Source organism: Streptomyces sp. NPDC050439 (assembly GCF_040655335.1).
Classification (GTDB): Bacteria; Actinomycetota; Actinomycetes; order Streptomycetales; family Streptomycetaceae; genus Streptomyces.
The window spans coordinates 392299-417956 of the sequence record NZ_JBFAJT010000008.1; the positions used below are offsets into that span (position 1 = coordinate 392299).

23 protein-coding genes are annotated in these 25658 nt (G+C 70.6%); 4 read left to right on the plus strand and 19 right to left on the minus strand.

All coding sequences use genetic code 11. The annotated features are described in order from the left end of the window. Positions 1-268: 268 nt before the first annotated feature. The 5 genes from AB0I66_RS32155 to AB0I66_RS32175 form a co-directional block, all read right to left on the minus strand. A complete protein-coding gene (locus AB0I66_RS32155) occupies positions 269-1714 on the minus strand; it encodes an NAD-dependent malic enzyme (RefSeq protein WP_363211479.1) in 1446 nt (481 codons plus the stop codon). A gap of 358 nt (positions 1715-2072) precedes the next feature. Beyond that, positions 2073-4454, minus strand: coding sequence for a UvrD-helicase domain-containing protein (locus AB0I66_RS32160; protein WP_363211480.1), 2382 nt, complete (start codon positions 4452-4454; stop codon positions 2073-2075). Positions 4455-4547: 93 nt separating this feature from the next. After that, entirely contained in the window at positions 4548-5348 is an 801-nt protein-coding gene (locus tag AB0I66_RS32165) for a zf-HC2 domain-containing protein (protein WP_363211481.1), read from the minus strand. Continuing rightward, positions 5345-5929 (minus strand): sigma-70 family RNA polymerase sigma factor, encoded by a 585-nt coding sequence (locus AB0I66_RS32170; protein WP_363211482.1) that lies wholly within the window; start codon positions 5927-5929, stop codon positions 5345-5347. Before AB0I66_RS32170 ends, AB0I66_RS32165 begins: the two co-directional genes overlap by 4 nt. Positions 5930-6024: 95 nt before the next feature. Next, positions 6025-6612 carry a CGNR zinc finger domain-containing protein gene (locus AB0I66_RS32175; protein WP_363211483.1) on the minus strand — a complete coding sequence of 196 codons (588 nt, stop codon included), beginning with the start codon at positions 6610-6612 and terminating at the stop codon, positions 6025-6027. 210 nt (positions 6613-6822) lie between these two features. On the opposite strand from AB0I66_RS32175, the gene AB0I66_RS32180 reads away from it, so the two are divergent. Next, entirely contained in the window at positions 6823-7380 is a 558-nt protein-coding gene (locus AB0I66_RS32180) for an anthrone oxygenase family protein (protein WP_363211484.1), read from the plus strand. On the opposite strand, the gene AB0I66_RS32185 is transcribed toward AB0I66_RS32180, so the two are convergent. The 3 genes from AB0I66_RS32185 to AB0I66_RS32195 form a co-directional block, all read right to left on the minus strand. After that, a complete protein-coding gene (locus AB0I66_RS32185) occupies positions 7332-8495 on the minus strand; it encodes a uroporphyrinogen-III synthase (protein WP_363211485.1) in 1164 nt (387 codons plus the stop codon). The two genes, AB0I66_RS32180 and AB0I66_RS32185, sit on opposite strands and share 49 nt — an antisense overlap. Before the next feature lie 131 nt (positions 8496-8626). Then, positions 8627-9970 (minus strand): nitrate/nitrite transporter, encoded by a 1344-nt coding sequence (locus tag AB0I66_RS32190; RefSeq protein WP_363211486.1) that lies wholly within the window; start codon positions 9968-9970, stop codon positions 8627-8629. Positions 9971-10129: 159 nt separating this feature from the next. Next, on the minus strand, positions 10130-10723 hold the full coding sequence (locus AB0I66_RS32195) for a MarR family transcriptional regulator (RefSeq protein WP_363211487.1): 594 nt from the start codon (positions 10721-10723) through the stop codon (positions 10130-10132). Between the two features lie 119 nt (positions 10724-10842). Between AB0I66_RS32195 and AB0I66_RS32200 the strand changes: the two genes are divergently transcribed. Together AB0I66_RS32200 and AB0I66_RS32205 are read left to right on the plus strand one after the other, a co-directional pair. Then, positions 10843-11832 (plus strand): EamA family transporter, encoded by a 990-nt coding sequence (locus AB0I66_RS32200; RefSeq protein ID WP_363211489.1) that lies wholly within the window; start codon positions 10843-10845, stop codon positions 11830-11832. Between the two features lie 64 nt (positions 11833-11896). Further along, the gene (locus AB0I66_RS32205; RefSeq protein ID WP_363211490.1) at positions 11897-12547 is read left to right on the plus strand and encodes an NAD(P)H-binding protein; all 651 of its coding nucleotides are present in this window, start codon (positions 11897-11899) and stop codon (positions 12545-12547) included. 42 nt (positions 12548-12589) lie between these two features. Here AB0I66_RS32205 and AB0I66_RS32210 read toward each other — a convergent pair whose 3' ends face one another. From AB0I66_RS32210 to AB0I66_RS32245, 8 genes are all read right to left on the minus strand, one after another. After that, positions 12590-13336 (minus strand): hypothetical protein, encoded by a 747-nt coding sequence (locus AB0I66_RS32210; protein ID WP_363211491.1) that lies wholly within the window; start codon positions 13334-13336, stop codon positions 12590-12592. Further along, positions 13333-14013 (minus strand): hypothetical protein, encoded by a 681-nt coding sequence (locus tag AB0I66_RS32215; RefSeq protein WP_363211492.1) that lies wholly within the window; start codon positions 14011-14013, stop codon positions 13333-13335. The genes AB0I66_RS32210 and AB0I66_RS32215 overlap by 4 nt, the downstream gene beginning before the upstream one ends. 25 nt (positions 14014-14038) lie before the next feature. Further along, positions 14039-15319 carry a putative T7SS-secreted protein gene (locus tag AB0I66_RS32220; protein WP_363211493.1) on the minus strand — a complete coding sequence of 427 codons (1281 nt, stop codon included), beginning with the start codon at positions 15317-15319 and terminating at the stop codon, positions 14039-14041. Positions 15320-15381: 62 nt separating this feature from the next. Further along, on the minus strand, positions 15382-15738 hold the full coding sequence (locus AB0I66_RS32225; RefSeq protein ID WP_363211494.1) for a hypothetical protein: 357 nt from the start codon (positions 15736-15738) through the stop codon (positions 15382-15384). A 213-nt stretch (positions 15739-15951) separates the two neighbouring features. Beyond that, positions 15952-17157: an acyltransferase gene (locus tag AB0I66_RS32230; RefSeq protein ID WP_363211496.1), complete on the minus strand. Its 1206-nt coding sequence runs from the start codon at positions 17155-17157 to the stop codon at positions 15952-15954. A 149-nt stretch (positions 17158-17306) separates the two neighbouring features. After that, positions 17307-19412, minus strand: a complete 2106-nt coding sequence (locus tag AB0I66_RS32235) for a glycosyltransferase (protein ID WP_363211572.1) — start codon at positions 19410-19412, stop codon at positions 17307-17309. A gap of 167 nt (positions 19413-19579) precedes the next feature. Then, on the minus strand, positions 19580-20353 hold the full coding sequence (locus AB0I66_RS32240) for a hypothetical protein (RefSeq protein WP_363211497.1): 774 nt from the start codon (positions 20351-20353) through the stop codon (positions 19580-19582). Positions 20354-20509: 156 nt separating this feature from the next. Further along, entirely contained in the window at positions 20510-21517 is a 1008-nt protein-coding gene (locus AB0I66_RS32245; protein ID WP_363211573.1) for a LysR family transcriptional regulator, read from the minus strand. 103 nt (positions 21518-21620) lie between these two features. Here AB0I66_RS32245 and AB0I66_RS32250 point away from each other — a divergent pair, with 103 nt between their 5' ends. Next, on the plus strand, positions 21621-22883 hold the full coding sequence (locus AB0I66_RS32250; RefSeq protein ID WP_363211498.1) for an MFS transporter: 1263 nt from the start codon (positions 21621-21623) through the stop codon (positions 22881-22883). Here AB0I66_RS32250 and dacB read toward each other — a convergent pair. The 3 genes from dacB to AB0I66_RS32265 all read right to left on the minus strand — a co-directional run bounded on the left by dacB (position 22807) and on the right by AB0I66_RS32265 (position 25568). Then, complete coding sequence (gene dacB / locus AB0I66_RS32255) at positions 22807-24399, minus strand: D-alanyl-D-alanine carboxypeptidase/D-alanyl-D-alanine-endopeptidase (protein ID WP_363211499.1); 1593 nt, start codon at positions 24397-24399, stop codon at positions 22807-22809. The genes AB0I66_RS32250 and dacB overlap by 77 nt on opposite strands. A gap of 105 nt (positions 24400-24504) precedes the next feature. Then, on the minus strand, positions 24505-25299 hold the full coding sequence (locus AB0I66_RS32260) for a collagen-like protein (RefSeq protein WP_363211500.1): 795 nt from the start codon (positions 25297-25299) through the stop codon (positions 24505-24507). Continuing rightward, entirely contained in the window at positions 25296-25568 is a 273-nt protein-coding gene (locus tag AB0I66_RS32265) for a hypothetical protein (protein ID WP_363211501.1), read from the minus strand. The genes AB0I66_RS32260 and AB0I66_RS32265 overlap by 4 nt, the downstream gene beginning before the upstream one ends. Between the last annotated feature and the right edge of the window lie 90 nt (positions 25569-25658).

Sequence of the window (25658 nt, forward strand, 5' to 3'; positions counted from 1 at the left end):
TTGAGGCGTGCCACGCGGCGGGGCCGCATGATGGGCACAGCGAAGCCGATGCTGCCAGGGTCCTCGGTCAGGCCCCGGACCCGGGTCCGTCATCCGGACCCTCGCGCCCAGAAAGGCATCCTGCCCCCACCTGCGGCGGGAAAGCCAATCCGGGCCCCTTGGGGTCACACGAAAAGCTTCACCGCCCCTGGGAAGGTGGCAGTCGGGGGCGCGCTTCCACGCCACCCTAGAGGGCCTTTGAGGGCCCTGCGTTCCGCGACGCGCCGTACTACTGGGCCGTGGCGCCTGTCACAGCCACCCCGGCCGTCACCCCGGCGGCCTTCGCCGCGCTGCGCACCGCATCGGCGACCGCGCCCGCGACCTTGTCGTTGAAGACGCTGGGGATGATGTAGTTCGGGTTGAGCTCGTCCTCGGCGACGACGTCCGCGAGGGCGCCCGCCGCCGCCAGCATCATCTCCGTGTTGACGGTGCGCGACTGGGCGTCGAGCAGACCGCGGAAGACACCGGGGAAGACCAGGACGTTGTTGATCTGGTTCGGGAAGTCCGAGCGGCCGGTGGCCACCACTGCCGCCGTCTGGCGGGCGATGGCGGGGTCGACCTCGGGGTCCGGGTTCGCGAGCGCGAACACGATGGCGCCGTCGGCCATGGCCGCGACGTCGTCGGCGCCCAGGACGTTCGGGGCCGACACGCCGATGAAGACGTCGGCGCCGACGACCGCTTCCTTGAGGGTGCCGCGGGCGCCCTCGGGGTTGGTGTTGTCGGCGATCCAGCGCAGCGGCGAGTCCGGCGCGGCATCCACGAGGTCCTCGCGGTCCGCGTGCACGACGCCGTGGATGTCGGCGACGACGGCGTGCTTGACGCCCGCCGCGATGAGCAGCTTGAGGATGGCCGTACCGGCCGCGCCCGCACCGGACATGACGACGCGTACGTCGCCAATGTCCTTGCCCACCACGCGAAGTGCGTTGGTCAGCGCGGCGAGCACGACGATCGCGGTGCCGTGCTGGTCGTCGTGGAAGACGGGGATGTCCAGGGCCTCGCGCAGGCGGGCCTCGATCTCGAAGCAGCGCGGCGCCGAGATGTCCTCCAGGTTGATGCCCGCGAAGCCGGGGGCGATCGCCTTCACGATCTCGACGATCGCGTCGGTGTCCTGGGTGTCCAGGCACAGCGGCCACGCGTCGATGCCGGCGAAGCGCTTGAAGAGGGCCGCCTTGCCCTCCATGACCGGCAGCGCGGCCTTCGGGCCGATGTTGCCGAGCCCGAGGACGGCCGAGCCGTCCGTTACGACCGCAACGGAGTTGCGCTTGATGGTGAGGCGGCGCGCGTCCTCGGGGTTCTCGGCGATCGCCATGCACACGCGGGCCACGCCCGGGGTGTAGATCATGGAGAGGTCGTCGCGGTTCCGGATGGGGTGCTTGGACGCCATCTCGATCTTGCCGCCGAGGTGCATCAGGAACGTACGGTCGGAGACCTTGCCGACGGTGACGCCCTCGATGGTGCGCAGCTGCGCGACGATCTCGTCGCCGTGCGTCGTGGAGGTCGCCGCGATCGTGACGTCGATCCTCAGTGCCTCATGGCCGGACGCCGTGACGTCGAGGCCGGTCACCGAGCCTCCGTGGGACTCGACGGCCGTGGTGATCTGGGAGACCGCGGTGCCGCTCGCGGGCACCTCCAACCGGACCGTGTTCGAGTAGGAGACGCTGGGCGCCGTTGCCATGGCCGACTTCCTCTGCTTTCACCGTGTTGCTCTTGCCGTCCGATCGTCGCACCTACCACTGAGTACGTGGTAGCCGCCTCGGATTGCGAACTTTTCGTTCACCAGCTTTTCGGAAACTGGTTTCCACCATACGAGAAGTTGCGGGCCGTCGGTAGGGGGGAACCGAAAGAGGCCTCCGTCACCGAGTGACGAAGGCCTCTTCGAACGCTTATGACACCGACCCGCCATGCTCGCCTCGCGGCAAGTGGTCGCTCGTAGCGACGATGGTTGGGCCCGGGGGCTTGGATCGGGCCGGTGCCACATCAACGGTAACAAACGATCCCCGCAAGGCAATTCCCGTCCCGAGAAGTCTCCGAAGTCATTCGCGGAGCAGGTCCGGCACGCCCTCCGCGTCGGGGTCGTCGCGCTCGCCGGAAAGCACCGTGAGCTGCTGGGTCGCCCTGGTCAGCGCCACGTACAGGACACGCAGGCCCGCCGGGGACTCGTCCGCGATCTCCGCCGGGGAGACGACGACCGTCGCGTCGTACTCCAGGCCCTTGGCCTCCAGGCTGCCGAGCGCCACCACGCGGTCGCCGAGCCCGTCGAGCCAGCGCGCCGCCTGCTCGCGGCGGTTCATCGCCACGACGACGCCGATGGTGCCGTCCACCTGGTCGAGCAGCCGCGCCGCCTCCGCGCGCACCGAAGCGCCCAGGTCCTTGTCGCGTACGACCGCACTGTGTCCATTGTTCGCTGTCGCAAAACGGGGCTTCACCCCGGTGGACCGTACGGCCGACGGCGACTCGGAGCCCGGCATCGCGAGCGCGAGCACCTTGGCCGCGAGATCGGCGATCTCGGCGGGGTTGCGGTAGTTGACCGTGAGGGTGAAACGGCGGCGCGGGCGGCTGCCCAGGGCCTCGTCACGGGCGGCAGCGGCCTCGTCCGGGTCGGACCAGGAGGACTGGGCCGGGTCGCCGACGATCGTCCACGTGGCGTGCCGGCCCCTGCGGCCGACCATGCGCCACTGCATGGGGGTCAGGTCCTGGGCCTCGTCGACGATGACGTGTGCGTACTCGGTGCGCTCCGCGGCGAGCCGCTCGGCGCGCTCGCGCTGGGACTCCTCGCGCTGCGGCATCAGTTCGTCGAGCCCGGTGAGCAGGTCGAGGGGGTCGAGATCCTTCTTCTTGCGGGGCCTGTGCGGCGTGCCGAGGATCGAATGGAGCTCGTCCAGGAGCGCCACGTCGTGCACGGACAGGGCGTCGCGCTTGAGGGACCGGGCGACCTTGCGGACCTCGCCCGGGTTCAGGACGCGGCGCGCCCAACGCCCGAGGCGCCGCTCGTCGCCCATCGCGGAGAGCACGGCGCGCGGGGTGAGTTCGGGCCACCAGGCGTCGAGGAAGCGGATGAAGTCGTCCTCGGAGGTGATGTCCTCGTCGAAGGACGAGCGCAGCTCGGCGGCCAGCTCCGGGTCGCTGTGCCGGCCCGCGGAGCCCGACTGGGACCACAGGGCGTCCAGCAGGAGCTTGCGGGCGCGCGGGCGCAGCAGGTTGACGGGAGCCGTGCCGCTGAGCGCGTTGCGTCGGATGCGGCCGAGCGCGTCGGCCTCCAGCTCCAGACGGCGGCCGAAAGCGACCACACGGAGCCGTGTGGGCGTCTCGGCGGGCGCCTGGGGCGCGTCGTCCTCGTCGTCGTCTCCGAAGGCGAGCTGACCGTCCTGGGAGGCGGGCTTCGCGGTCGTGCCCGTACCGCCCTCCAGAGCGCCCCTGGCGGCCTTCCGCAGGACGTGCAGCATCCGGGAGGAGCCCTTGACCCTGGCCACCGCGGGAGAGTCGTAGACGGTGGCCTCGGCCGGGCCCGCCGCGTCGTCGGCCAGCGCGCCCACGGCCCGGATCGCGACCTGCCCCTCCTCGCCGAGCGAGGGGAGCACGCCCTCCGTGTAGGCCACGAGGAGCGGGGTCGGGGAGACGATGAGGATGCCGCCCGCGTAGCGCCTGCGGTCCTGGTAGAGGAGGTAGGCCGCGCGGTGCAGGGCCACGGCGGTCTTGCCGGTGCCGGGGCCGCCCTCGACGTACGTCACCGAGGCGGCGGGCGCCCGGATGACCATGTCCTGCTCGGCCTGGATCGACGCCACGATGTCCCGCATCGTGTGGCTGCGGGCCTGGCCCAGCGCCGCCATCAGGGCGCCGTCGCCGATGACCGGCAGCGACTCACCGGCAAGGGTCGCCTTGAGCTCCGGGCGCATCAGGTCGTCCTCGACGCCCAGGACCCTGCGGCCCTTGGAGCGGATGACCCTGCGCCGTACGACACGGCCCGGGTCGACCGGCGTCGAGCGGTAGAAGGGCGCCGCGGCCGGCGCCCGCCAGTCGATGACCAGCGGGGAGTAGTCGGCGTCCAGGACGCCGATACGGCCGATGTGCAGGGTCTCGGCGATCTCGGCGGTGTTGTTCTCGCTCACCGCGTCCTCGGCGGGCTCGATCGACGTGTACGCGCCGTCCGGGCCCTTCTTGCCGTCCTTGCCGAGCAGCAGGTCGATGCGCCCGAAGAGGAAGTCCTCGAACTCGTTGTTGAGGCGGTTGAGATGAACGCCCGCGCGGAACACCTGGGCGTCCCGCTCGGCGAGCGCGCCGGGCGTGCCGACCTGGGAGCGCTTGGCCGCGTCGGTCATGAGGAACTCGGCCTCGTGGATCTTCTCCTCGAGACGCCGGTAGACCTGGTCGAGATGTTCCTGTTCGACGCCGATCTCACGGTCGCGTACGTCGGCCACCGAGGCCCCTTTCCGGACGTGCAGCTGCTCTATTGAGCAGCCGTCTACCGTACGCGAAAGGGGACCCCCGTGTGACCTCCGTGTGCGCTTCTCCTACGCGTCGACCTCCACGAGGCGGTCGCCGTCGAAGGTGGTCACCTCGAAGTGGTCGATGTCGTTCCGGTCCATCGCGGCGCCCCCGTGGACGTACAGCGGGCTGCGCGCCCACTTGTTCGGGCTGTCCTCGATGCCGTAACCCCACTTCGGGACGGACCAGGTGGTCACCGTCTCCTTCTCGCCGTCTTTGCCGACCGCGACCAGGGAGCACTTGAGCGGGCCCTTGACGTTCTTGAGCTCCAGGACCGCGTGCGTGCCCCAGGCCTTCTTCTCCGTGCCGACCGTGGCACTGACCTTGGTCTTCGGGTCCGTCGCCTTGATCTTGTCGTCCATGTGGTTGAAGAAGGCGTCCTCGGCGGGGCTCGTGGGGTGCGGTTCGCCCGCCACGTCCGTCGTCCCGCCGTCGTCGCTCACCGCGAGGACCGTGAGCGGCCCGCCGATGATCAGCGCGGCAGCGGCGGCCACCAGATACATGCCGCGCCTGCGCTTCTGCTGACGCTTCACGGAGACCTCGTCCACGAGGCGGTCCGCCAGGCGCGGGCTCGGCCTCGCGGCGAGCTGCTCGCCGATCGCCGGTACGCCGCGTCCGCCGGGGAGGTCCGCGAGCGCGGCCAGCATCGGCTCCATGCCGGAGAACTCCTCCAGCTGGTGCGCGCAGAACTCGCAGACCGCCAGATGTGCCTCGAAGGCCGTCGCCTCCGCGTCGTCCAGGATGCCGAGGGCGTAGGCGCCGACGGTCTCGTGCACGTCGCCCGCTTCAGCCTGCCCCCACGCGTCATGTCCGTAGGACTCGTTCATGCCGTCACCCCCCGCTCCTCAAGCGCAAGCTTCATCGAACGCAGCGCGTAGAAGACCCGCGAGCGCACCGTCCCACTCGGTATACCCAGAGTCTCGGCCGCCTCATTGACCGTACGCCCCTTGAAATAAGTTTCGACGAGCACTTCCCGGTGGGCGGGAGTCAGGTCGTCGAGCGCGTCCGAGAGAGTCATCAGCCACAGCGCCTTATCGATCTCGTCCTCCGCGGGGATGACCTCCAGCGGCGACGGATCGACCTCCTGCGGCCGGGCCTGCCGGCTGCGGTGACCGTCGATGACGATGCGCCGGGCGACCGTCACCAGCCAGGGGCGTACCGAACCGGTCGCACGATTGAGCTGACCGGCGTTCTTCCAGGCACGGATGAGCGTTTCCTGTACGACATCTTCGGCGCGCTGCCGGTCGCCCGCCACCAGGCGGAGCACATAGGCCAGAAGTGGCCCCGCGTGCTCGCGGTAGAGGGCGCGCATCAACTCCTCGTCGGGTCCGTTGCGTTGCGGGACCAGACGATGTCGGGGCGGGCGTGCCTGCGGGCGCTCATCGGCCACGGCGGAATCCTTGCGCACGCTTGCCTCCGGTGTCCGCTCTTCGTCTTGGCTGGCTCACCGGAGATGTACGTACGCGGCAACGGCTGTGTTCAGCCGCCCCGGAAGAAATTTGATCAGGCCCGCGCGAGCGCCGCCCGCCGCCGGTGTCTGGCGACCCGTTCACGGTTGCCGCACACCTCACTCGAGCACCAGCGGCGGCGCCTGCCGCGTGAGGTGTCCAGGTACACGATGGGGCAGTTGTCGCCCTCGCACTGGCGCAGCAGGGCGCGCGCGACGGGGTCGGTGAGCAGGTCGACGGCATCGCGCGCCACGGCGGCGAGCAGGGCCGCGCAGCCGGGGTCGCCGTCCAGGGTGCGGGCGAGGCTGCCGTCGGGGCGCCGGACGGCGCGCGGGGCCGGGGGCGCTGCCGCGGCGAGGGCATTGACCCTGCCCAACGCGGCTTCGGCGCAGCGCCCTTCGAGTTCCGCCAGCACCAACTGGCCGACGCTCTGGCGCAGTTCGCGAAAGCCCACGAGCCAGGCCGGGCCTGCCCCCGGCAGGGCGGTGCGATCCGGGATGAGCCCGGCACCCGCGAGCCAGGCACGCAGCCGGTCCACGGAGTCGAGCCGTTCCACGGGATGGTTCGTCGCCACGAGATCCAGACAGCTCCGCCCGGAGTCGAATCGCAGCTCGTACGTGGCCGGGTCCATGCCCAGTGCCATGCGCCTGTCACCGCCTTGTGGGGTTACCGGTGAGTGCTCCCCCTACAGTGCCTCGCCGCGGGCGGGTGCGGAACCCCTGCCACCGGGCGCGGATGAGACGCCCGCTTATGGGGACGCGCTTCGAGACCATGGTCCGGCGGCCATCGGGCCGGTTGACTCGGTCCCATGGAAGCCAAACGTGAGACGAAAAGCCGGGGACAGGAACAGGGCATGGGGCAGAGCCGGAGGGGCGGCTCCGCCGGGGCCGTCCTGGGGGCGGCCGTCGTGACCATGGGCCTGATCGCCGGAACCTTCTACATCTTCTCCTGCGGCGTCATGCCCGGCCTCGCTCGCAGCGATGACCGGGTCTTCATCGAGGTCATGCAGAACACGAACGACGCGTTCAACAACCCGGTCTTCTTCGCGAGCTTCTTCGGCGCGCTGATCTTCACGGCGGTCTCCGCGTGGCAACTGCGCGGCACGGGCCCGTACCGGTGGGTCCTCGCGGCACTCGTCCTCTACCTCATCACCTTCGTGATCACATCGGCCGTGAACGTGCCGCTGAACGACCAACTCGCGGACGCGGGCGACCCGGCGAAGATCGCCGACCCGGCCGCCGTACGCGAGACGTTCGAGGACCCGTGGCTGGCCTGGAACGCCGTGCGGGCCCTGCTCTCCACCGTCGCGATCAGCCTGCTGGCGCGGGCCCTGGTACTGCGGGGACGGGACAACAGGGCCCGTCAGTCGGCGTACTTGGCCCCGGCCGCGGGGTCGAGTGCCAGCCGATAGCCGCGCTTGACCACCGTCTGGACCAGCTTCGGCGCCCCAAGTGCCGTACGCAGCCTGGCCATCGCGGTCTCCACGGCGTGCTCGTCGCGCCCCGCGCCGGGCAGCGCGCGCAGCAGTTCGGCCCGGGAGACGACCCACCCCGGGCGCCGCGCGAGCGTCCGAAGGAGCGACATGCCGGCGGGCGGCACGGGCCGCAGCTCGTCGTCGACCAGGACGGCGTGACCGCGGATCTCGACGCGGTGGCCCGCGACGGGCAACGTACGGGCGCGGGAGGGCAGTTCCTGGCAGAGGATCTGGACGAGGGGCCCGAGCCGGAAGCGTTCGGGCTGCACCGTCACGACGCCGAGGGCCTGCAGCGGAAGCGCCGTGACCGGGCCCACGCAGGCGGACAGGACGTCGTGCTGAAGGGCCTCGAAGAGCTCGCCGGACATGCCCCGGTCCTCGGCTCGGGCCAGGAAGGACGCGGCGGCGGGCGCGCTGGTGAAGGTCAGGGCGTCGACGGAGCGCGCGACGGTGGCGTCGAGGAGCCGGTCGACGGGCGCGAGATCCTCCGGCGGCAGCCAGCGGTAGACGGGCACGCCGACGACCTCCGCTCCCCCGGCGCGCAGCGACTCGACGAAGCCGGGCAGCGGTTCGCCGTGCAGCTGAAGTGCGATGCGCTTGCCTTCGACGCCTTCGCCGAGCAGCCGGTCCAGCACCTCCGCCATGGACTCGGACGAGGGCGACCACTCCTCGGTGAGCCCGGCGGCGCGGATGGCGCCCTTGACCTTGGGCCCGCGGGCCAGCAGCTCGACGCCGCGCAGACATCGCAGCAGCGCCTCGCCGAAGCCCCACCCGTCGGCGGCCTCGACCCAGCCACGGAAACCGATGGCGGTGGTGGCGATCACGATGTCGGGCGCGTGGTCGATCAGTTGCTTGGTGGCGGAGAGGAGTTCGCTGTCGTCGGCGAGCGGGACGATGCGCAGCGCGGGCGCGTGCAGGACGGTGGCGCCGCGCCGCTGGAGCAGCGCGCCGAGCTCGTCGGCGCGCCTCGCGGCGGTGACGCCGACGGTGAATCCGGCGAGGGGGGCGTTCTGACGGCCGGCCTGTTGACCGGTCGGAGGGGTCCCGTGCATGGCAGCTGCTTTCGTCCCGCTAGTACCGCGTGATGGATGATCCGGGGTTGAACGAGCCTGCCAACGGCCCGTGACAACCCCGGATCATCACGATGTCGTACGTGTTACACCAGGCTACGACCACCCCTGATTCAGACCTGCGCGTACGTGAGCTGGGGCTTCTCCTCGGCGTCCGGGGTCTGCCCGGAGTCCGGGGCGGGCGCAGGGCGGCGAAGGTATACGGCCCAGGTGACGCAGAAGCAGGCGGCGTAGAAGACGAGGAAGGCGACGAAGGCACCGGTCCCCGACCCCACGGTCTGGAAGGACTGCCGGAAGGCGAGGTTGATCCCCAGCCCGCCGAGCGCCCCGACGGCGCCGATGAGACCCATGGAGGCCCCGGAGAGCCGCCGCCCGTAAGCCGCGGCGGCCTCCCCCTGAAGCCCCTTCTGGAGGGCCTTGGCCTGGAAGATGCCGGGGATCATCTTGTAGGTCGACCCGTTCCCGAGCCCGGTGAGCACGAAGAGAACGACAAAGGCGGCCACGAAGAGGGCGAGCGACTCCCGCATGGAGGCGATGACGACGACGCCGGTGGCCGCGCCCATCCCGACGAAGTTCCACAGCGTGATGCGGGCCCCGCCGAACCGGTCGGCGAGCCGCCCGCCGACGGGCCGGATCAGCGAGCCGAGCAGCGGCCCGATGAAGGTGACCGCGGCGGCCTGCAACGGTGTGCGCCCGAACTGGGTCTGCAGGACGAGCCCGAAGGCGAAGCTGTACCCGATGAAGGACCCGAAGGTCCCCACGTACAAGAAGGCCATGATCCACGTGTGAGCGTCCCGTACGGCTTCCTTCGCGGCCCCGGTGTCGTTCTTCACGGTGGCGAGGTTGTCCATGAAGAGGGCGGCGCAGACGGCGGAGACGAAGATGAGCGGGATGTAGATCCCGAGAAGCACGCGCGGCCCTCCCCCGGCCCCGATGACCGCGAGCCCGGCGAGCTGCACGACGGGCACGCCGATGTTGCCGCCGCCGGCATTGAGCCCGAGGGCCCACCCCTTCTTCCTCAAGGGGAAGAAGGAATTGATGTTGGTCATGGAGGAGGCGAAGTTGCCGCCGCCGACGCCGGTGAGCAGGGCGCAGAGCATGAAGGTGGTGTAGGAGGTGCCGGGCTCCATCACGGAGAAGGCCGCGACGGTCGGCGCGAGCAGCATGCTCGCCGAGATGATCGTCCAGTTACGTCCGCCGAAGCGGGCGACGGCGAAGGTGTAGGGGACGCGGGCGACGGCCCCGACCAGCGTGGCCATGGACACGAGGAAGAACTTCCCGGCGGGATCGATCCCGTACTCGGGCCCCATGAAGAGCACCATCACGGACCACAGCGTCCAGATGGAGAACCCGATGTGCTCCGAGAGGATCGAGAACACCAGGTTCCGCCGGGCGACCCGCTCCCCTTCCTCCTCCCAGAACTTCTCGTCTTCCGGGTCCCACCGTTGGATCCACATGCCAGACCTCCGCATCTCCACAGCCGGCGGCTGATGATCCGAAGGTAGGGAGGCCGGGTTTCAGCCCTGTGGCACGCGGTGACCGGCGGGGAACTTCGCTCTCACCTGGGGGCGGGGCGGGCGGTGAGGGCTTCCGCGCGGCGGGCCGCGCCGGGGTGCTCAGCCCAGGTGGGTGTCCCCCAGGGATACGAGGAGCTTGCGCAGGGCGCCGTCGAGGGCCGCGCGGTCCTCGGGGGTCAGGGCGGCGAGCATGCGCTCCTCGTTGGTGATGTGGTCGACGACGGCGCGGTCGACGAGGTCGAGGCCTTCCTCGGTGAGGCGCACGCGGATGGCCCTGCGGTCGGCGGGGTCGGGGTGGCGGGCGATCAGGCCCTTGCGTTCGAGCTTGTCGAGGCGGTTGGTGATGGCACCCGATGTCACCATCGCGGACTTCAGGAGGCCGCCCGCGGTCAGTTCGTGCGGGGCGCCGACCCGTCGGAGCGTGGCGAGGACGTCGAACTCCGCGAACTCCAGGCCGTACTCGACGAAGACCCGCTTCATGCCTTTGCTCAGCAGGTGGTCGGCGCGTTTGATGCGGCCCACCAGGGCCATGGCGTCCAGATGGGCGAGGTCCAGATCGGGACGCTCGCGGCGCCACTGGGCGCGGAGCTCGTCGATGGCGTCGGCGTGAGCGTCGGCCTGGGCGTCCGCTTCCGATTCAGCTTCCGCTTTCGCTTTCGCGGGCACGTCGGGCTTGGGCCGGGTGTCGCTCATGTGCAGGTTCCCCTCAGCAGATCTCTCAACGTTCAGATACTTGACGTTCGCGGACCGGCGGTCCATATTTATCTCAACGTTGAGAATAACAGCGTTGAGGGGAACAGAGGGGGAGCATCATGTCGACCACCAGCCCAAGCACGAGCGCGGTACGCACGACACCGACGACCGGCGTCGGGACCGCCAGCCCGAGTGGCCGGCGCCGGCCCGGCCGGGGGCCCCGCACCTACGCCCTCGCCGCCGCGGGCCTCGCGGCCATCGGCCCGGCGACCTGGGGCACCACGTACGTCACGACGACCGAACTCCTGCCCGCCGACCGCCCGTTGCTCGCCGCGGCCCTGCGCGCGCTGCCCGCCGGGCTGATCCTCCTCGCGATCACCCGGCGGCTGCCGAGGGGCGACTGGTGGTGGAAGACCGCCGTGCTGGGGCTGCTGAACTTCGGGGCGTTCTTCCCGCTCCTCTTCTTCGGTGCCTACCACCTGCCCGGGGGTGTGGCATCGACGGTCAGCGCGGTCATGCCGCTCCTGGTGGCGGGCTTCGGCATCGGCGTACTGAAGGTGCGCCCGTCCGCCCGTACGCTCGTCGCGGGACTCGTGGGTGTCGCGGGCGTCGCCCTGCTGGTCCTGCGGGGCAGCGCGTCGGTGGACCCGGTGGGCATCGCGGCGATGCTGGCGGCGACGACCCTGATGGCCCTCGCGGTGGTGCTCAGCAAGCGCTGGGGCCGCCCCGAGGGTGTCTCGCTCCTCACCTTCACCGGCTGGCAACTGACGGCGGGCGGCCTGGTCCTGGCCCCCATCGCCCTCACCGCGGAGGGCCTGCCGAGCCACCTCACGGGCACCAACATCGCCGGATACGTCTACCTCGGCGTGATCGGCACGGCCATCGCGTACGCCCTGTGGTTCCGCGGCATCGAACGCCTCCCGGCCTCGTCCGTCTCGTTCCTCGGCCTGACCAACCCGGTGGTCGCCACCCTCGCCGGCCTCCTGATCCTCGGCCAGACGCTGACGTCGTGGCAGGTGGGCGGCTTGGTGCTCGTGCTGGGGAGCGTGCTGCTGGGCCAGAGCGGAGGCGGCGGGTCACGCGGAAAGCAAGCACCCACGAACAGGTGACACCACCGAGTGACGCAGCCCGACGCACCAAGAGAACCGACACACAAGAAGAGGCTGAACGACCATGAGCATGCACATCACCGTCTTCGGAGCGGCAGGAAACGTAGGCAGCAGGGTCGTCACGGAGGCACTTTCTCGCGGCCACGAGGTGACCGCGGTGGTACGCGACGCGACCCGGTACGCCGAGTTGCACCCCGGCGCAACGCACCGCACGGGCGACGCGGGAATCCCGTACGACGTGGCGGAGTTGAGCGTCGGCCAAGACCTCGTGATCAACGCCACGAGACCGGCGCCGGGCCGCGAACACGAGCACGCCGCCATCACCAAGTCGCTCCTGGAGGGCCTGTCGGGCAAGGGCGTGCGGCTGCTGATCGTCGGCGGCGCGGGCAGCCTGACGGTCCCCGGCACGCAGGGGGTCCTGGCCATCGACGACCCGGCGTACGTCCCCACGGCGTGGCGGCACATCGCCCAGGCGTCCAACGACCAGTACGAGGCGGTCCGCACGGCGGACACGGGCGTCGACTGGACGTACGTGAGCCCGTCGGCGGTCCTGGAGCCGGGCACCCGTACGGGCACGTTCCGCCTGGGCACGGACGAACTCCTGGTGGACGCGGCGGGCAACTCGTCGCTGTCGATGGAGGACTTGGCGATCGCGCTCCTGAACGAGGCGGAGACCCCGAGGCACAGGCGGTCCAGGTTCACGGCCGGGTACTAGGGGCCCGTGTCTCCAAAGAAATCCCACGGAAGGGCCCCTACATCAGCGGCTCACGGGGATTCCCCTGCAGTACCTGCTCTCTGCTCTCTGCTCTCTGCTCTCTGCTCTCTGCTCTCTGCTCGCAAGGGGATCATCGAAGCTGACCAGTCCGGCCATCTGATCGAGGATGGCACGGTACTGCTCCCGGTGGGCGATCTCGGTCGTCGTCAGCGTGAGGACCGCCAGTCGCTTGCCCTCCGGGTGCGGGATGTGGGCGTGGATCTGGAGGAGGGGCTGCTGGGCGAGGCCGCTGTCGGGTGAGGGCGTGCGTACGGTCTCACTGATGCTGGCCGGGCCGGACGGCAGATCGACGTACTCGATACGGGTGTGATGCCCGGCGGGAGTCACGGAGCGGGCCGCTGTGACGGAAGGCGGCGCCACGGCCGTGTCCCGCCACGAGAGGGTGAAGAAGGAGCGCAACGGCCGCCCCTCAGCGTCACCACCCGACTCAGCCACGTCGTCGCGATGCAGGCCGACCGAACAGTGGACTGTTCCGGCTTCACAGAGCACCCTCAGCACCTCCTGACCTGCGGCAAGCTCAGCGACGAAGCGCTCCCGGGACACGTCGTCCGGGGCTGCTTCCAGCAACGGGCCCAGCGCCACCCGCAATCCGTCGGCGCCGGGAGCGGTGGGCAGGTTCAGCAGTGGCGCCATTGGGATCGCCGTAAAGCCCGCGGGTTCGGCGAACCAGATGGCGGCGCCGGGGTCCTCGGCTGACTCGTCGAGCGCGATGCGGGGCCCGGTGCTCATCGCGTCCCGACCGCTCCCGGGCCGGGGACCTGCGCCCCGGCTCTACGGGCCCGTTCGAGAGCGGCGGGGCCGGCGCCCCACCCGACCGGGGCGGCCTTCCAACTGGGCCTGGCCGGACGCTGGTAGAGGAAGTGCAGCCGCCTCGGCGCGGCGCCTCCTCGGCCGGGTGCCGCGATGACGGCGTAGAAGCGGGGGTCGCCGGCGAACCACAGGGGTTCGATCTGGGCCTTCAACTCGGGCTTCGTCTTGGTGGTCCCGAAGCGCCTCAGCCACCAGAGGGTGCGCATGTTGGCCATGAAGAGCAACGGAATCCGCTTCTCGGGCTTCTCGGGATCGGGCAACTCGTACCACATCTCGTCCTCTTGCGCCTCGGGGTGCTTGTTCCGCCCCCGAGGTACGTCGGCGAGGTGTTGCCAGGGGTACTGGGCGAGGACACGCTGCATGTTGAGGGACCAGGGGAAGTACCCGAGTTGGAGGACGGCCCGGAAGGTGGCGTACACCAGGAGGGGGATGAGGACCCAGGCAATCGATGCAGGGGTGGCGACGATGAGGAAGAGGGTCGCGAACCAGACGGCTCCCCACCCGAGCAGCCTCCCGACGATCATGATCATGTGCCGGACGAATGCCTTGCGTGTCGGCGGGTGGTCCCAGGCGGTCGAATGCTCGACGGGATGCATGTGAACAGCTCTCTGTTTCGTCGGGTCAACGGAGTAGGTGACGGACGACATCGATGAGACCTCCGCCGTCGACGCCGATTCGCGAGCCATCGATACCGGCTACGGCGCCGTCCTTGATGCCGTCGTCATCGGCATCCACGGCCTTCGCCGCCAGCCCGAACACGGCCGTCCCCACGCCCACAGCAGCTGAGGTCACCTCAACCGTCCCGGTGATGTGCGCGGCTCGGGCGCCTCGAATGGTCAGCCCGAGCAGGGAGTTGTCCAGGCTGGAGATGGTCCTCGCGTGTTCCATGGTGGACACACCTGCATGGGCCAGGCGCGTGCCCAGCGTGACTGCTCCTCCCGCCTCACCAACTCCGCGCAGAGCAGCCGCACCGCCCTTCCACGCCGCACCGACTCCGGGCACCACGCCCAGGACGTCCCCGCCCAGGGTCACGGCGTTACTCCAGAAGTCCGTGTCGAACTCGTACTTCGTGAATCCGTCCCACAGCGAGGCACGCAGCCCTGGGTCTCCGAGCAGCCGCAGGCCCAGCGCGGTCCCGCTCAACGCCGCCGCAGCCAGCAGCAACACCGCTGCCGCCGTCCCGCCAGTCAGCACGAACAGCGCCGCGAACCCCACGACGGCGGCCAAGGTGCTCAGGATGTCGGGCAGGTTCTCCTTGATCCAGTCCATGCTCGTGTCGAACCAGCCCGGTTCCTGCGGCGCCAACTTGTGGGTCGCCGCCCGGATCTTGCCCGCGCGATAGCCGGACCTCTCCTCATGCTCGTACGCGAGGTCGCGGGCCCTTTTCAGGATGCGGTCGAGGTCCGCCTGGGCCTCGTCCACCTTTCCGTCGGCGCGCGCTTGAGCCTTGACCGCGTCGTCGCGCCGGCCGCCCTTCTTGTCCAGGTCTGGGTCCCTGCCCGCGGTGTCCGCCCGCCCCTGCGCCGCCTCCAGCGCGGCTCGGGCCTCCTTCGCGTCCGCGTTCAGGAGTTTTGCGCGCCGCTGGTATCCGTCGAGCTCGCCGTGCCAGCGGCTCAGGTGCTTGGCGGCCTTGCTGACGGAATTCGCCGCGTTCTGCAGGTTCTTCGGCAACGGGCCGTCGTCGATCTGTTCCCGAAAGGCGACCGCCGCGTCTCCCTCCCAGTAGCTGCCGTCCATCAGCTTCGTGACGATGCCATGCGTCTCGTGGAGGACTTTGGCGCAGCTGGTCAGTTTCTCGTGCAGCGCCTTCACTACGTCGCGGTCGCCCGGCACCGGATTGAATCCGAGGTCGGAGTAGCCGCCGTCCGGGATCACCGGGGAGGATTTGAGACCCTGCGGCAACGGGCCATTCCTGGCGGCGGGTGAGCCTGCGAACGGGTCTTTCTCAACGCCTGGGGTGACTGTCACTTCACTCCCCCCGCCCCGCCGCTCTTTCCCGCGCCCTCGCCCCTACCTCTGTCCCCGCCCCTGCCCCTTTCTCTCAGGTTCTCCTCAAGGGCCTTGTCGACCTCGCGGTACGCGTCCTTGCTCTTGTCGATGATCTTCGCCAAGTCCTCGGCCTGCTCCCCCAGCTGCTGCGTCCCGTACTTCCAGTCGTCCTGGAAGTCCTCGCAGGCCCAGTCGAGGTCATCGGTTCCGAGTCCCACGGTGGTCGCGTTGCCCAGCGCCCTGCGCATGCTCTTCAGGGAGTCCTTCGATCTGTTGAGCAGCCTCATGAAGTGTTCGAGTTCGTCGCCGTCGACCACCAGGCGATCCGCCATCCACAACCCCCTCCGTCACCCGCGCAAGTTATCCGGGAGCCGTGGGAAACGGCTGCGGCATGGTCACCGAGCGTCAGGACATATCCGCCCATTCAAGGGTCCGAAGTTCACTCTTAGTCGGTAACTTGCCGACCCCTCCCCGCCCACACGAAAGCGGCCGCACACCGCACCTAAGTGCGTGTGCGGCCGCCTTCATGTCAGGCCGTCAGAACGTCAGGCTTCTGCTCTTGCCCTTCGGCCCTTTGTCTTCTTTGAGCCGTCCGGCCACAGCCGTGGCTTCCGCTTCGCCGCGAAGTCCTCGATCCAGCCCACCGCCATCACCATCAGGCCGATCAGCGGCCAGACCAGGACCGTCATCCACAGCATGTACGTCGAGTCCAGCGCCGAGCTCCAGCGCTCGTCCTCCATGAACGGCAGGTCGTATGCCATGTCGATGAGCGGCACCGTGGCCATGATCAGGAGGTTGTGCCAGAGGTAGATCGTCACCGCTCGGTTGTTGGAGAGGGTGATGAGTTTGTCCCAGCGCTTCAAGCGGCCCGGCAGTTCCTGCCAGGACGGGGAGTACTGGAAGAGGATGACGACGAAGCCGAAGGACCAGGCCGCCTGTGCGAGCGGGATGTCGTTCAGGTCCCAGCCGTCCGGGCCCAGGTGGCCCGACGCCCACCACAGGCCGAACGCCATGATCAGCGTCGAGACGGACACCGCCACGTAGCGCGGAATCCGGGCGAGTACGCCCTCCTGGTGGGCGATGCCGAGCACCCAGCAGCTGCCGTACACCGCGAAGTCCGACACCGCGTTGCCCGTCTCACCGGGGATCTTGACGATCTCCGTGGCCAGCACCGCCGTCAGGGCGAGCGGCGCGAACAGCGTGGCCCACGGGGCCCTGCGGAACGCCCAGAGCAGGAGCGGCGACGCGATCACGAACCACAAGTACGCGCGGATGTACCAGAGCGGGCCCGCGGCCTGCGCCGGCCAGGTGTCCTCCAGGAGGCCCGCCTTGTCCCCGATGTGCCAGGGGAAGGGCGGGGCGCCGATCGGGAACACGTAGTTGAACATGCTGACCAGGCCCCACGTGTCCCCGTGGTCCGGGTCCTTGCTCACATTCCAGCCGCCGTAGAACAACAGGAACAGTGCCACTGCGCTGAACGCCCACATGGGCGGGAGCAGTCGGCGTATTCGGCCTCTGATCACGCCCCATGCCGGGCGCTTCAGCGAGCGTGCCATCAGCGCGCCCGCCAGCGCGAACATCACGCCCATGGACGGGAAGAGGATCGTCAGCCAGGCCCAGCCGAACAGGTGGTAGATGACGACGCGGACGAGCGCGAGCGAGCGCAGTACGTCGAAGTAGCGGTCCCTGCCCGGCTTCTTGGGCGCGGCGGGCGCCTCCGGGGCAGCCGGACCCACCGGCGTCACCCCCATACCCGGAGCCCCCACCCCCGGAGCCCCCACCCCCGGAGCCCCCGGCGCATGATTCCTCAGCCCCGGAGGCGGCGGCACCTGCGGCAGCGGCTGCGTGGGGTACGCAGGCTGCGTGGGGTACGCGGGCTGCGTAGGCTGCTGGGGATACGTCATGCGACGGGCCTCCGATCAGGGCTGCCCGTCCGCTGCTGCGGGATAGAGGGCTGATTTCCGAGGACTCCCGTGCGCCGGAGCTTCTGCCAGCGCAGGCGGCCTCCGGTCAGGGCGGTGATCCAGGACTGCAGCAGCACGACGTACATCAGCTGCCGGTAGAGGATCTGCTGCAGGGGCAGCGAGATCAGATGGGTCATGCGCTCGCGGTCGAGCCGGAAGGCGTACGCCGCGCACACCGCCTGGACGGCGAGCACGCCGAGCCACGCGATGATCGTCTTCTGGGTGGGGCCGAAGACCAGGCCGTAGAGCAGGAACACGTCGATCAGCGGCGCGAGCAGCGGGGCCAGGACCATGAACAGGGAGACCAGGGGCATGCCCACCCTGCCGAAGCGGCCCGACGGGCCCGACTCGATCACCGAGCGGCGGTGCTTCCAGATCGCCTGCATCGTGCCGTACGACCAGCGGTAGCGCTGCGACCACAGCTGCTGCACCGTCTCCGGCGCCTCGGTCCAAGCGCGCGCCTTCTCGGCGTACACGACCCGCCAGCCGTCGCGGTGCATCGCCATCGTGATGTCGGTGTCCTCGGCGAGCGTGTCGTCGCTCATGCCGCCGACCCGCTCAAGGGCCGAGCGCCGGAAGGCTCCCACGGCGCCGGGGATGGTCGGCATGCAGCCGAGCATGTCGTACATACGACGGTCGAGGTTGAAGCCCATCACGTACTCGATGTGCTGCCAGGCGCCGATCAGCGAGTCCCTGTTGCCGACCTTCGCGTTGCCCGCGACGGCGCCCACGCGCGGGTCGCCGAACGGCTGCACCAGCTCGCGCACGGTCGACTGCTCGAAGACCGTGTCGCCGTCCATCATCACGATGAGGTCGTAACGGGCGTTGGCTATGCCGCGGTTGAGGGCGGCCGGTTTGCCCGCGTTCTGCTGGCGCACGACGCGTACGTTCGGCAGGCGCAGGCCCTCGACGATCAGCGCGGTGCCGTCCGACGAGCCGTCGTCGATGACGATGATCTCGATGGGATGGTCGCTCGCCATGAGGGAACGGACCGTGGCCTCGATGCACTTGGCCTCGTTGTAGGCGGGCACGAGGACCGACACCGGTTCGGTGATGTCCGGGCCCCAGCGGAAGCCCTTCTTGCGCACCTTGCGCGCGTGCACCGCGGAGAGCAGCAGCATCATGCCGAAGCGGAGCATGACCAGGGACCCGATGATGGCCAGGGCCACGACGAGTACGCCGGTGATCTTCTCGGAGGCGCCGACCAGGAAGACCCAGGCCTTGCCCTTCCACAGGTCGAGGCCGGTGACCGGCGCGTGCGCGCTGGGGGCGTCCAGGGCCTCGGTGAGGTTGGTGAAGCGGTAGCCCTTGTCCTGCAGGTCGGGCAGGAAGGTGTCGAGCGCGGCCACCGTCTGCGAGCGGTCGCCTCCGGAGTCGTGCATCAGGACGATCGCACCGTCGCCGTTCTTGGGCGTGGCGCGGCGGATGATCTCGTCGACGCCGGGGCGCTTCCAGTCCTCGCTGTCGGTGTTGTTGACGACGGTGAGGTAGCCGCGGCTGCCGATGTACTTCGTCACCGGCCAGGACTTGTTGTCCATGGCGTCGGAGAAGGAGGAGTACGGGGGACGGAAGAGGGACGTGCGGACGCCGGCCGCGCCCGCGAGGGCGAGCTGGTTCTGCGAGAGCTCCCAGTCGATGCGGCTCTTGGACTGGTACGACAGGTCGGGGTGGTTGAACGTGTGCAGGCCGACCTCGTGGCCCTCGTCCACCATGCGCTCGACGAGGTCGGGGTAGCGCGAGGCCATCGTGCCGGTGACGAAGAAGACGCCGTGCGCGTCGTGCTTCTTCAGTACGTCGAGGACCTTGGGGGTCCACTCCGGGTCCGGGCCGTCGTCGAAGGTCAGGACGAGGCGGTGGTGGGGGACGCTCAGCGTGCCCTCGTGGCCGCCGCGGGTGTCGATGACCGGGCCGCCGTCCTCGAGGACCTTCTTCGGGACCTGGTCGGTGGCCGCGGGCGGGCGCACACGGTGGTCGGCGAGGATCTCGCTGTGGGTGTAGCCGCGCAGCATGAGCATCGCCATCAGGGCGACGAGCAGGAGCATCGGCAGGAGATAGCGGAGCGGCAGCCTGCGCCGCTTGGCGGTGCGGGCGGGCTGGGCGCGGCGTCGGCCGCCGCCACCGCCGCCGCGGGGCTGGGCGGCGCGAGCGTTCCGAGGTTGGGCGTGACTGTGCCGGGAGCCGGCTGACCGGCCCCTTTTGGTGCGGGTGTTCATAGCTGTGCGCCCTCCGAGGGCTGCTGGCCGGCGCCTCTCGGGGACAGATGACCGATCGCCTGGGCGCGCTGCGGGGACTGCTGATCGGCGGCTTGCTGCACCGCGGGGACTTCGCCGCCGCCTCCGGACGCGCCGGGCGGGGTCTCGGTCGACGGGTCCGGGTCCGGCGTGGTGGGGTCGTCGGTCGGATCCGGGTCCGGGTCCGGCTTCGTGGGGTCGTCGGTCGGGTCGGGGTCCCCGCCGTCGCCCGTGGGGTCGGGGTCGGGCTTGCCGTCGCCCGTGGGGTCGGGGTCGGGCTTGCCGCCCGGCTTGGTCCTGCCGTCGTCCGGCTGGGACGGATCGTCCGCGTCCTCGTCGCCGGTCGCGGGAGCGGTGCTGCCGCTCTCCGACGCGCCGGGCGACGGGGTGTCGCCGGGTGAGGCCGAGGGGTCGAGGGAGTCGGCCGGGCGGTCGGGTGTGTCCACCTTGCTCGCCGGCTTCTCGTCCTTGGATTCGATCGGGAGCCAGGGCGCGCTGGAGTTGCCCGAGAACAGGGTGGCCACGATGATCACCGCGTAGACGGCGCAGGCCATGCCGATGAACACGCCTATCCGGCGGTACCTCCGGCTGCGGCGGCCCGTCTCGTCGACGAAGACCGGCCCGTCGGGCCCGTCCTGGTCGTTCTCGGCAGCCAGATCGGCCAGCTGCCGTCCCACCCCGTCGATCTGAACGGTGACCTCGTTCGGATCATGGGTGTGTTCCGGTAGGGCATCTTCTCGCCAATTCTCCATGCGTACGCACAACCCCCCACTTACCTTGACTCGGGCGCGCACGACTCCGGGCAACTCGCCGTTCGGACCGAGCCCCCACCCGATCCGAGCGCCCCCCTATCACACCGCGCCCGGACCATGAATGTAGCGCACGGCGGTGTCAGTCGTACTAATCCGTCAGTCCAGCCTCATCATGATGAGTGCATCTGTGGCCGGAACCCACCCGTCCTCGGGCCTTCGCAGCCACCCCTCGGCGGCGGCGAGCTCGGCCGCGGCCGCGCGCAGAGCGTCGACACCCGGGTGCACAAGCCCCTTTCGCCACACCAGGGACACGGGCGACAGCGGAACGGGGTCGGTCAGGGGCCGCAGGACGGACTCGGGCATGGTGGGGAAATCCACAGCGGTGAGGACGGGGGTGCGATTCTTCGCCATGATCCTTCCGAACTCCTCGGGGCCCACCGCCAGAGGCGCGGGCGCCGCCACCTCGATCCCGCGTCCCTCGAAAAGGCGATGCGCCAGATCGGTCCACTCCAGCGTCCGGGGGTTTCCGGCTCCCGCGTACACGCTCTCCCCCGCGAGCGCGCCGAGCGGCACCGCGTCGAATTCGGCCAAGGGATGCCCGAGCGGCAGCAGTACCGCCATCGGCTCGTACCGCACGGGCTGCTGCGAGAGCCGGGCCCGCAGCGCGGGTTCGAGCCCGGCGTAGCGCCCGAAGGAGACGTCGAGGCGCCCGGCGAGGATCTCGGCCGCGGCCCCGGTGAGCCCGCTCTCGAAGCGGGCCATCAGCTCGCAGTCCGGGGCGAGCTCGCGGGCCCGCTCCAGGACGCGCCCGGAGATGAGGCCCGGGCTGTTCAGGTCCACGAGCAGCGGGCGGGCCGCGCCGCCCGCCCCCGTGCCGCGCGCGAAGGCGGCCGTCAGGTCGTCCTGCGCCTCGATGGCCCGCCGTGCGTACGGCAGCAGCCGCTCCCCCTCGGCGGTCAGCGTGACCTGCCGTGTCGTCCGCACGAACAGCTCGGCCCCCAACTCCCGCTCCAGTCGCTGCACATCACGGCTCAGGGCCTGCTGGGCGACGTAAAGACCGGCGGCGGCCCGCGTGAAGTGCAGCTCTTCGGAGACGGCCAGGAAGGCGCGCAGGAGGCGGGGTTCCACGTCGCGGGCCGGACCGCGCCCGGGACCGCGGGACATGCGGGGTTCTGCTGTCACCCGCGGGAACTTACAACAGGAGTGCGTGAGTCGGACCCCAGAAGGTGTTGGACCTCACACCGGCGCCCCGGCGAGGGTGATCTCCATGCCGCCCGCCGAACCCCACGCGCCCCGCCGCCGCAATCCCTACGCCCGCCTCTTCCGGATACCCGGAGCCACCGCCTTCACCCTCGGCAACCTCATCGCGCGCCTGCCCATGGGCATGTTCAGCGTGAGCGCCGTCATCATGATCGCCGGGACCCGCGGCTCGTACGCGCTCGCCGGCGCCGTCACCGCCACGGGCCTCGCCGCGACCGCCGTCGTTGCCCCCTGGACCGCGCGCCTCGTCGACCGGTACGGCCAGGCGCGGATCGCCGTCCCGGCCACCGCGATCGCCGCGCTCGGCTCGCTCGCGCTGCTGCTGTGCGTGCATCACGGAGCGCCCGACTGGACCCTGTTCGTCGCGTACGCCGCGACGGCCACCACGCCCAACACGGGCGGCATGTCCCGGGCCCGCTGGGCCCACCTCCTCAAGGACGACGAGCGGGCCGTGCACACCGCCAACTCCTTCGAGCAGGCCGCGGACGAGCTGTGCTTCATGCTCGGCCCCGTCCTCGCCGCCTTCCTGTGCGGTGCGCTCTTCCCGGAGGCGGGCACCCTCGTCGGAGCCGTGCTGCTCCTGACCGGCGTCCTGCTCTTCGCCGCCCAGCGCTCCACGGAACCACCGCCCCGGGGACGTACGACCACCAAGGAGAGGTCGCCCCTGCACGCGCGCGGGATGCCCACCCTGCTCGCCGCGTTCCTCGCCACGGGCGCCGTCTTCGGCTCGATGGAGGTCGTGACGATCGCGTACGCCGACGCGGAGGGCCACAAGGCCGCCGCGGGCGCGATCCTCGCGCTCCAGGCCGCGGGTTCCTGCGCGGCGGGCCTCCTCTACGGGACGGTCCGACCGAGCGGTCCCCCGAACCGCCGCCACATCCTGTGCGCCGTGGCGATGGCGGCCCTGATGACGCTGCCGCTGCTGGCCGCCACGCTCACCGGCTCGCTCCTTGTGCTCGCCGGGGCTCTCCTTGTCGCCGGTATGGCGACGGCCCCCACGATGGTCACCGGCATGTCCCTGATACAACAGCGCACCCCCGAGGGCCGGTTGAACGAGGGCATGACCCTCGCCGTCACCGGTCTCCTCGGGGGCATCGCCTGCGGCTCGGCCTCCGGCGGCTGGGTGGTGGAGCACCTCGGCGCCGCCCGGGGTTACGCGGTCCCGGTCGCCGCCGCGTGCTGCGCGCTGCTGCTCAGCATCGCGCAGGCTTGCGCCACGAGCACTCCAGGTCCCCGCTCGGCTCGGCCCCACGCTCCGAGCGCGGCCTGACGAGGACGGCCTCGTCCTCGGTCGACTTGGCGAGCGTGACGACGATCGCGTCCTCCAGGGCCTTCACCGAAGAGGGCAGGTAGTTGTTGAGGATGATGCTGAACACCAGCTCACGCCCGCCCGCGTCCTTCACGTACCCCGAAAGAGCGGACGCCCCGGTCAACGACCCGGTCTTCGCGCGTACGTTGAGGGCCGCCGGCGTCCCGCACATCCGTGTGCGCAGGGTGCCGCCGACGAACTTGTCCGGGTCGCAGGCCACCGGGAGCGACTTGTACCAGTCGGCGTACCAGGGCTCGCCCTTCGCCGAGAGCAGCAGGTTGATCAGCTGGTCGGCGGGGACGTTGGTCTTGCGCGAGAGCCCGGAGCCGTCGGCCTGGCGCAGCTTGCCGGGGTCGACGTCGGCGGTCTTCAAGTAGGCGCCGATCGCCGCGAGTCCGTCCGGCCAGCCGCCGGGCCGCCCGGTCGCCTCGTACCCCATCGTCTTCGTGAGGTTCTCCGCGTGCATGTTGTTGGAGAGCTTCATGAAGGGGATCATCAGCTCGCTGAGCGGCATGGAGTCGTGCGACGCGAGCTGCCGCGCGCCCTTGGGGGTGGCCAGCCCGGTCCTCGTCGGGCCGCTCACCCGCACGCCGTGCGCCTTCAGCGCGTCCCGGAAGATCGCGGCCGCGTAGCCGGTCGGCTCCCAGACGGCGATCCACTCCTTGGTGGCGGAGCCGCCCACGGGGACGGTGCCGGTGACCGTGATGGTGTTGGTGCCGTGCGCACGTTCGATGGTGAGCGTGTCCTCGCCGCCCGCGGGGACGGTCCTGGCGCTGATGTCGACGTCCACGTAGTCCGTCTTCGGGGTCACCGTCACCTTCGGCCTGTCCCCGGCCTTCGCTCCGGGTGTGGCCTCGACGATGACCGTCCCGGTGTCGTAGTCGGTGTCGGGGGCGACGCTCAGCGCGGAGATCTGGGCGGCGTAGTACGCGAATTCGTCGTCGGCGGCCCAGGTGTCGCCGACGCGCTTGTCGTCGAACCGGGTGTCGTCCGCGACCAGGCGCCCCGAGACCCGCCGGACGCCCGAATCGGCGATCTTCGCGGCGAGTCCGTCGTAGTCCTTGGCGAGCGTCGTCGGGTCGCCGGTGCCGCGCAGATACAGGTCACCGTCGAGCACACGGCCGTTCCGCCTGCCGTCGGTGAGCACGTCGGTGGTGAAGCGGTGGTCGGGTCCGAGCCGCTCCATGGCCGCGGCCGACGTCAGGAGCTTGGTGTTGGAGGCGGGCATCAGGCGCCCGCTGGGCAGATGCTGGTAGAGCACGTCACCCGAGGCGGCATCGGCGACGACGACGCTCGCCGCGCCGCCCTCCATCCGGGGATCGCCGAGGATGGTGTCGATGGCTTCGGGCAGGCCGCTGCGGTCGGAGTCCGCCCCGGCCGGCGAGCTGACGGAGAGGGTGGCCGCCGCGACGCCGAGCACGGCGGGCCAGATCCAGTGGCGCATACGGGCGTTGACGCGTCTCACGGGTCTACTCATGACCCAGGAGCATCCCCGACGCGGGCCCCCCGCGACAGCCCCCACACCGGCCACGTACGACACGGGGGCAAGCCGAGGGGTGGTCCACCGCGGGGCGCCCCGCCGTCAGTCCGGTGCGTAAGGCGTGCGGCGGCAGCGCGGCAGCAGGGAGGCCAGGAGCAGCAGGGCCGGGGCGGGGTCGGCCGGGGTCACGCCCGTGCGGCGGCAGACCAGGGCGTCGGCATCGCCCGGTGACTGCTGGAGGCTGTAGCCGTCGGGGCAGGCTGGACCGGCCTCGCCCGTCTCGCCCTTGGGCCCACGCTCACCGCGCGGCCCGGCGGGACCCACGGGGCCTTCGGGGCCCGAGGCACCGCCCACGCCGTCGGCACCGTTGGCACCGTCGGCGCCGTTGGCGCCCGGGGGCCCCGCCGCCCCCGCCGGGCCTTCCGGGCCGCGTTCGCCGTTCGCGCCGTCCGTGCCGTCGGCCCCCGCCGGGCCGGGATCGCCGGACGCTCCCGCCTCACCGGGTTCTCCCGCCTCGCCCTGGTCGCCCTGTCGGCCGCCGTCTCCCGGCGTCCCCTTCTCGCCTTGTTTGCCGTCCTCGCCCTGTGAGCCGGTGGCGCCCGGCGACCCGGGCACCCGCGCCCGGGACAGCAGGTCGTCGACGGCGTCGGCGGGGTCGGGCGCGGCAGGGGTGTCACCGTGCGAGCGGACCTGTGCGCGCAGGGTGCGTACGTCGCGGGCCAGGGTGGACACGGCCTCACCGCGCCGGTCCGCCTCGGCGGCGAGCTGGTCGGCACGACGGTCACCGGCGTCGATACGGGCCCAGAGCAGCGCCGCGACCCCGCAGAGCGCGACCAGCACGCAGACGAGGAAAACGGTGCGCCAACGACGGGCCAGCAGTCGCTCGAGCTGGATCACGGAGTGCCTCCGAGCCGTTGGTTGTCGATGAGCAGCCGGGCGATCTCGCTCTGGTCATGGACGTGCAGAGCGTTTAATTCGGCGAGTTTCGTGTCGCGTTCGGCGACCTGCCGCTCCAGCCGGTCACGTTCGGTCTGGAGTCTCTCCGTGAGGCTGGAGTAGCCGATGAGCGCGTTCTCACCGCGCTTGCCGAGATAGGCCACCACTGCCGCGCCGAGAACTCCCAGGCTGGCGACAATGGAGCCTAAAAGAGTGACGGTGGCATCCAAGCGACTGCCTCCTGCACTTGCGTACTCGGCCGTGCTTCGGTGCCGCCCGGCCGTTTGGGAACCTGCACTCGCATGCAGTAACGAGTCACA

Bases quoted from the DNA above. Each gene is read 5' to 3' on its own strand.
- AB0I66_RS32155 (WP_363211479.1), bottom strand. From the start codon at position 1,714: ATGGCAACGGCGCCCAGCGTCTCCTACTCGAACACGGTCCGGTTGGAG.
- AB0I66_RS32165 (WP_363211481.1), bottom strand. From the start codon at position 5,348: ATGAACGAGTCCTACGGACATGACGCGTGGGGGCAGGCTGAAGCGGGC.
- AB0I66_RS32175 (WP_363211483.1), bottom strand. From the start codon at position 6,612: ATGGCACTGGGCATGGACCCGGCCACGTACGAGCTGCGATTCGACTCC.
- AB0I66_RS32180 (WP_363211484.1), top strand. From the start codon at position 6,823: ATGGGGCAGAGCCGGAGGGGCGGCTCCGCCGGGGCCGTCCTGGGGGCG.
- AB0I66_RS32185 (WP_363211485.1), bottom strand. From the start codon at position 8,495: ATGCACGGGACCCCTCCGACCGGTCAACAGGCCGGCCGTCAGAACGCC.
- AB0I66_RS32190 (WP_363211486.1), bottom strand. From the start codon at position 9,970: ATGTGGATCCAACGGTGGGACCCGGAAGACGAGAAGTTCTGGGAGGAG.
- AB0I66_RS32195 (WP_363211487.1), bottom strand. From the start codon at position 10,723: ATGAGCGACACCCGGCCCAAGCCCGACGTGCCCGCGAAAGCGAAAGCG.
- AB0I66_RS32200 (WP_363211489.1), top strand. From the start codon at position 10,843: ATGTCGACCACCAGCCCAAGCACGAGCGCGGTACGCACGACACCGACG.
- AB0I66_RS32205 (WP_363211490.1), top strand. From the start codon at position 11,897: ATGAGCATGCACATCACCGTCTTCGGAGCGGCAGGAAACGTAGGCAGC.
- AB0I66_RS32210 (WP_363211491.1), bottom strand. From the start codon at position 13,336: ATGAGCACCGGGCCCCGCATCGCGCTCGACGAGTCAGCCGAGGACCCC.
- AB0I66_RS32215 (WP_363211492.1), bottom strand. From the start codon at position 14,013: ATGCATCCCGTCGAGCATTCGACCGCCTGGGACCACCCGCCGACACGC.
- AB0I66_RS32225 (WP_363211494.1), bottom strand. From the start codon at position 15,738: ATGGCGGATCGCCTGGTGGTCGACGGCGACGAACTCGAACACTTCATG.
- AB0I66_RS32230 (WP_363211496.1), bottom strand. From the start codon at position 17,157: ATGGGGGTGACGCCGGTGGGTCCGGCTGCCCCGGAGGCGCCCGCCGCG.
- AB0I66_RS32235 (WP_363211572.1), bottom strand. From the start codon at position 19,412: ATGCTCCTGCTCGTCGCCCTGATGGCGATGCTCATGCTGCGCGGCTAC.
- AB0I66_RS32240 (WP_363211497.1), bottom strand. From the start codon at position 20,353: ATGGAGAATTGGCGAGAAGATGCCCTACCGGAACACACCCATGATCCG.
- AB0I66_RS32245 (WP_363211573.1), bottom strand. From the start codon at position 21,517: ATGTCCCGCGGTCCCGGGCGCGGTCCGGCCCGCGACGTGGAACCCCGC.
- AB0I66_RS32250 (WP_363211498.1), top strand. From the start codon at position 21,621: ATGCCGCCCGCCGAACCCCACGCGCCCCGCCGCCGCAATCCCTACGCC.
- dacB (WP_363211499.1), bottom strand. From the start codon at position 24,399: ATGAGTAGACCCGTGAGACGCGTCAACGCCCGTATGCGCCACTGGATC.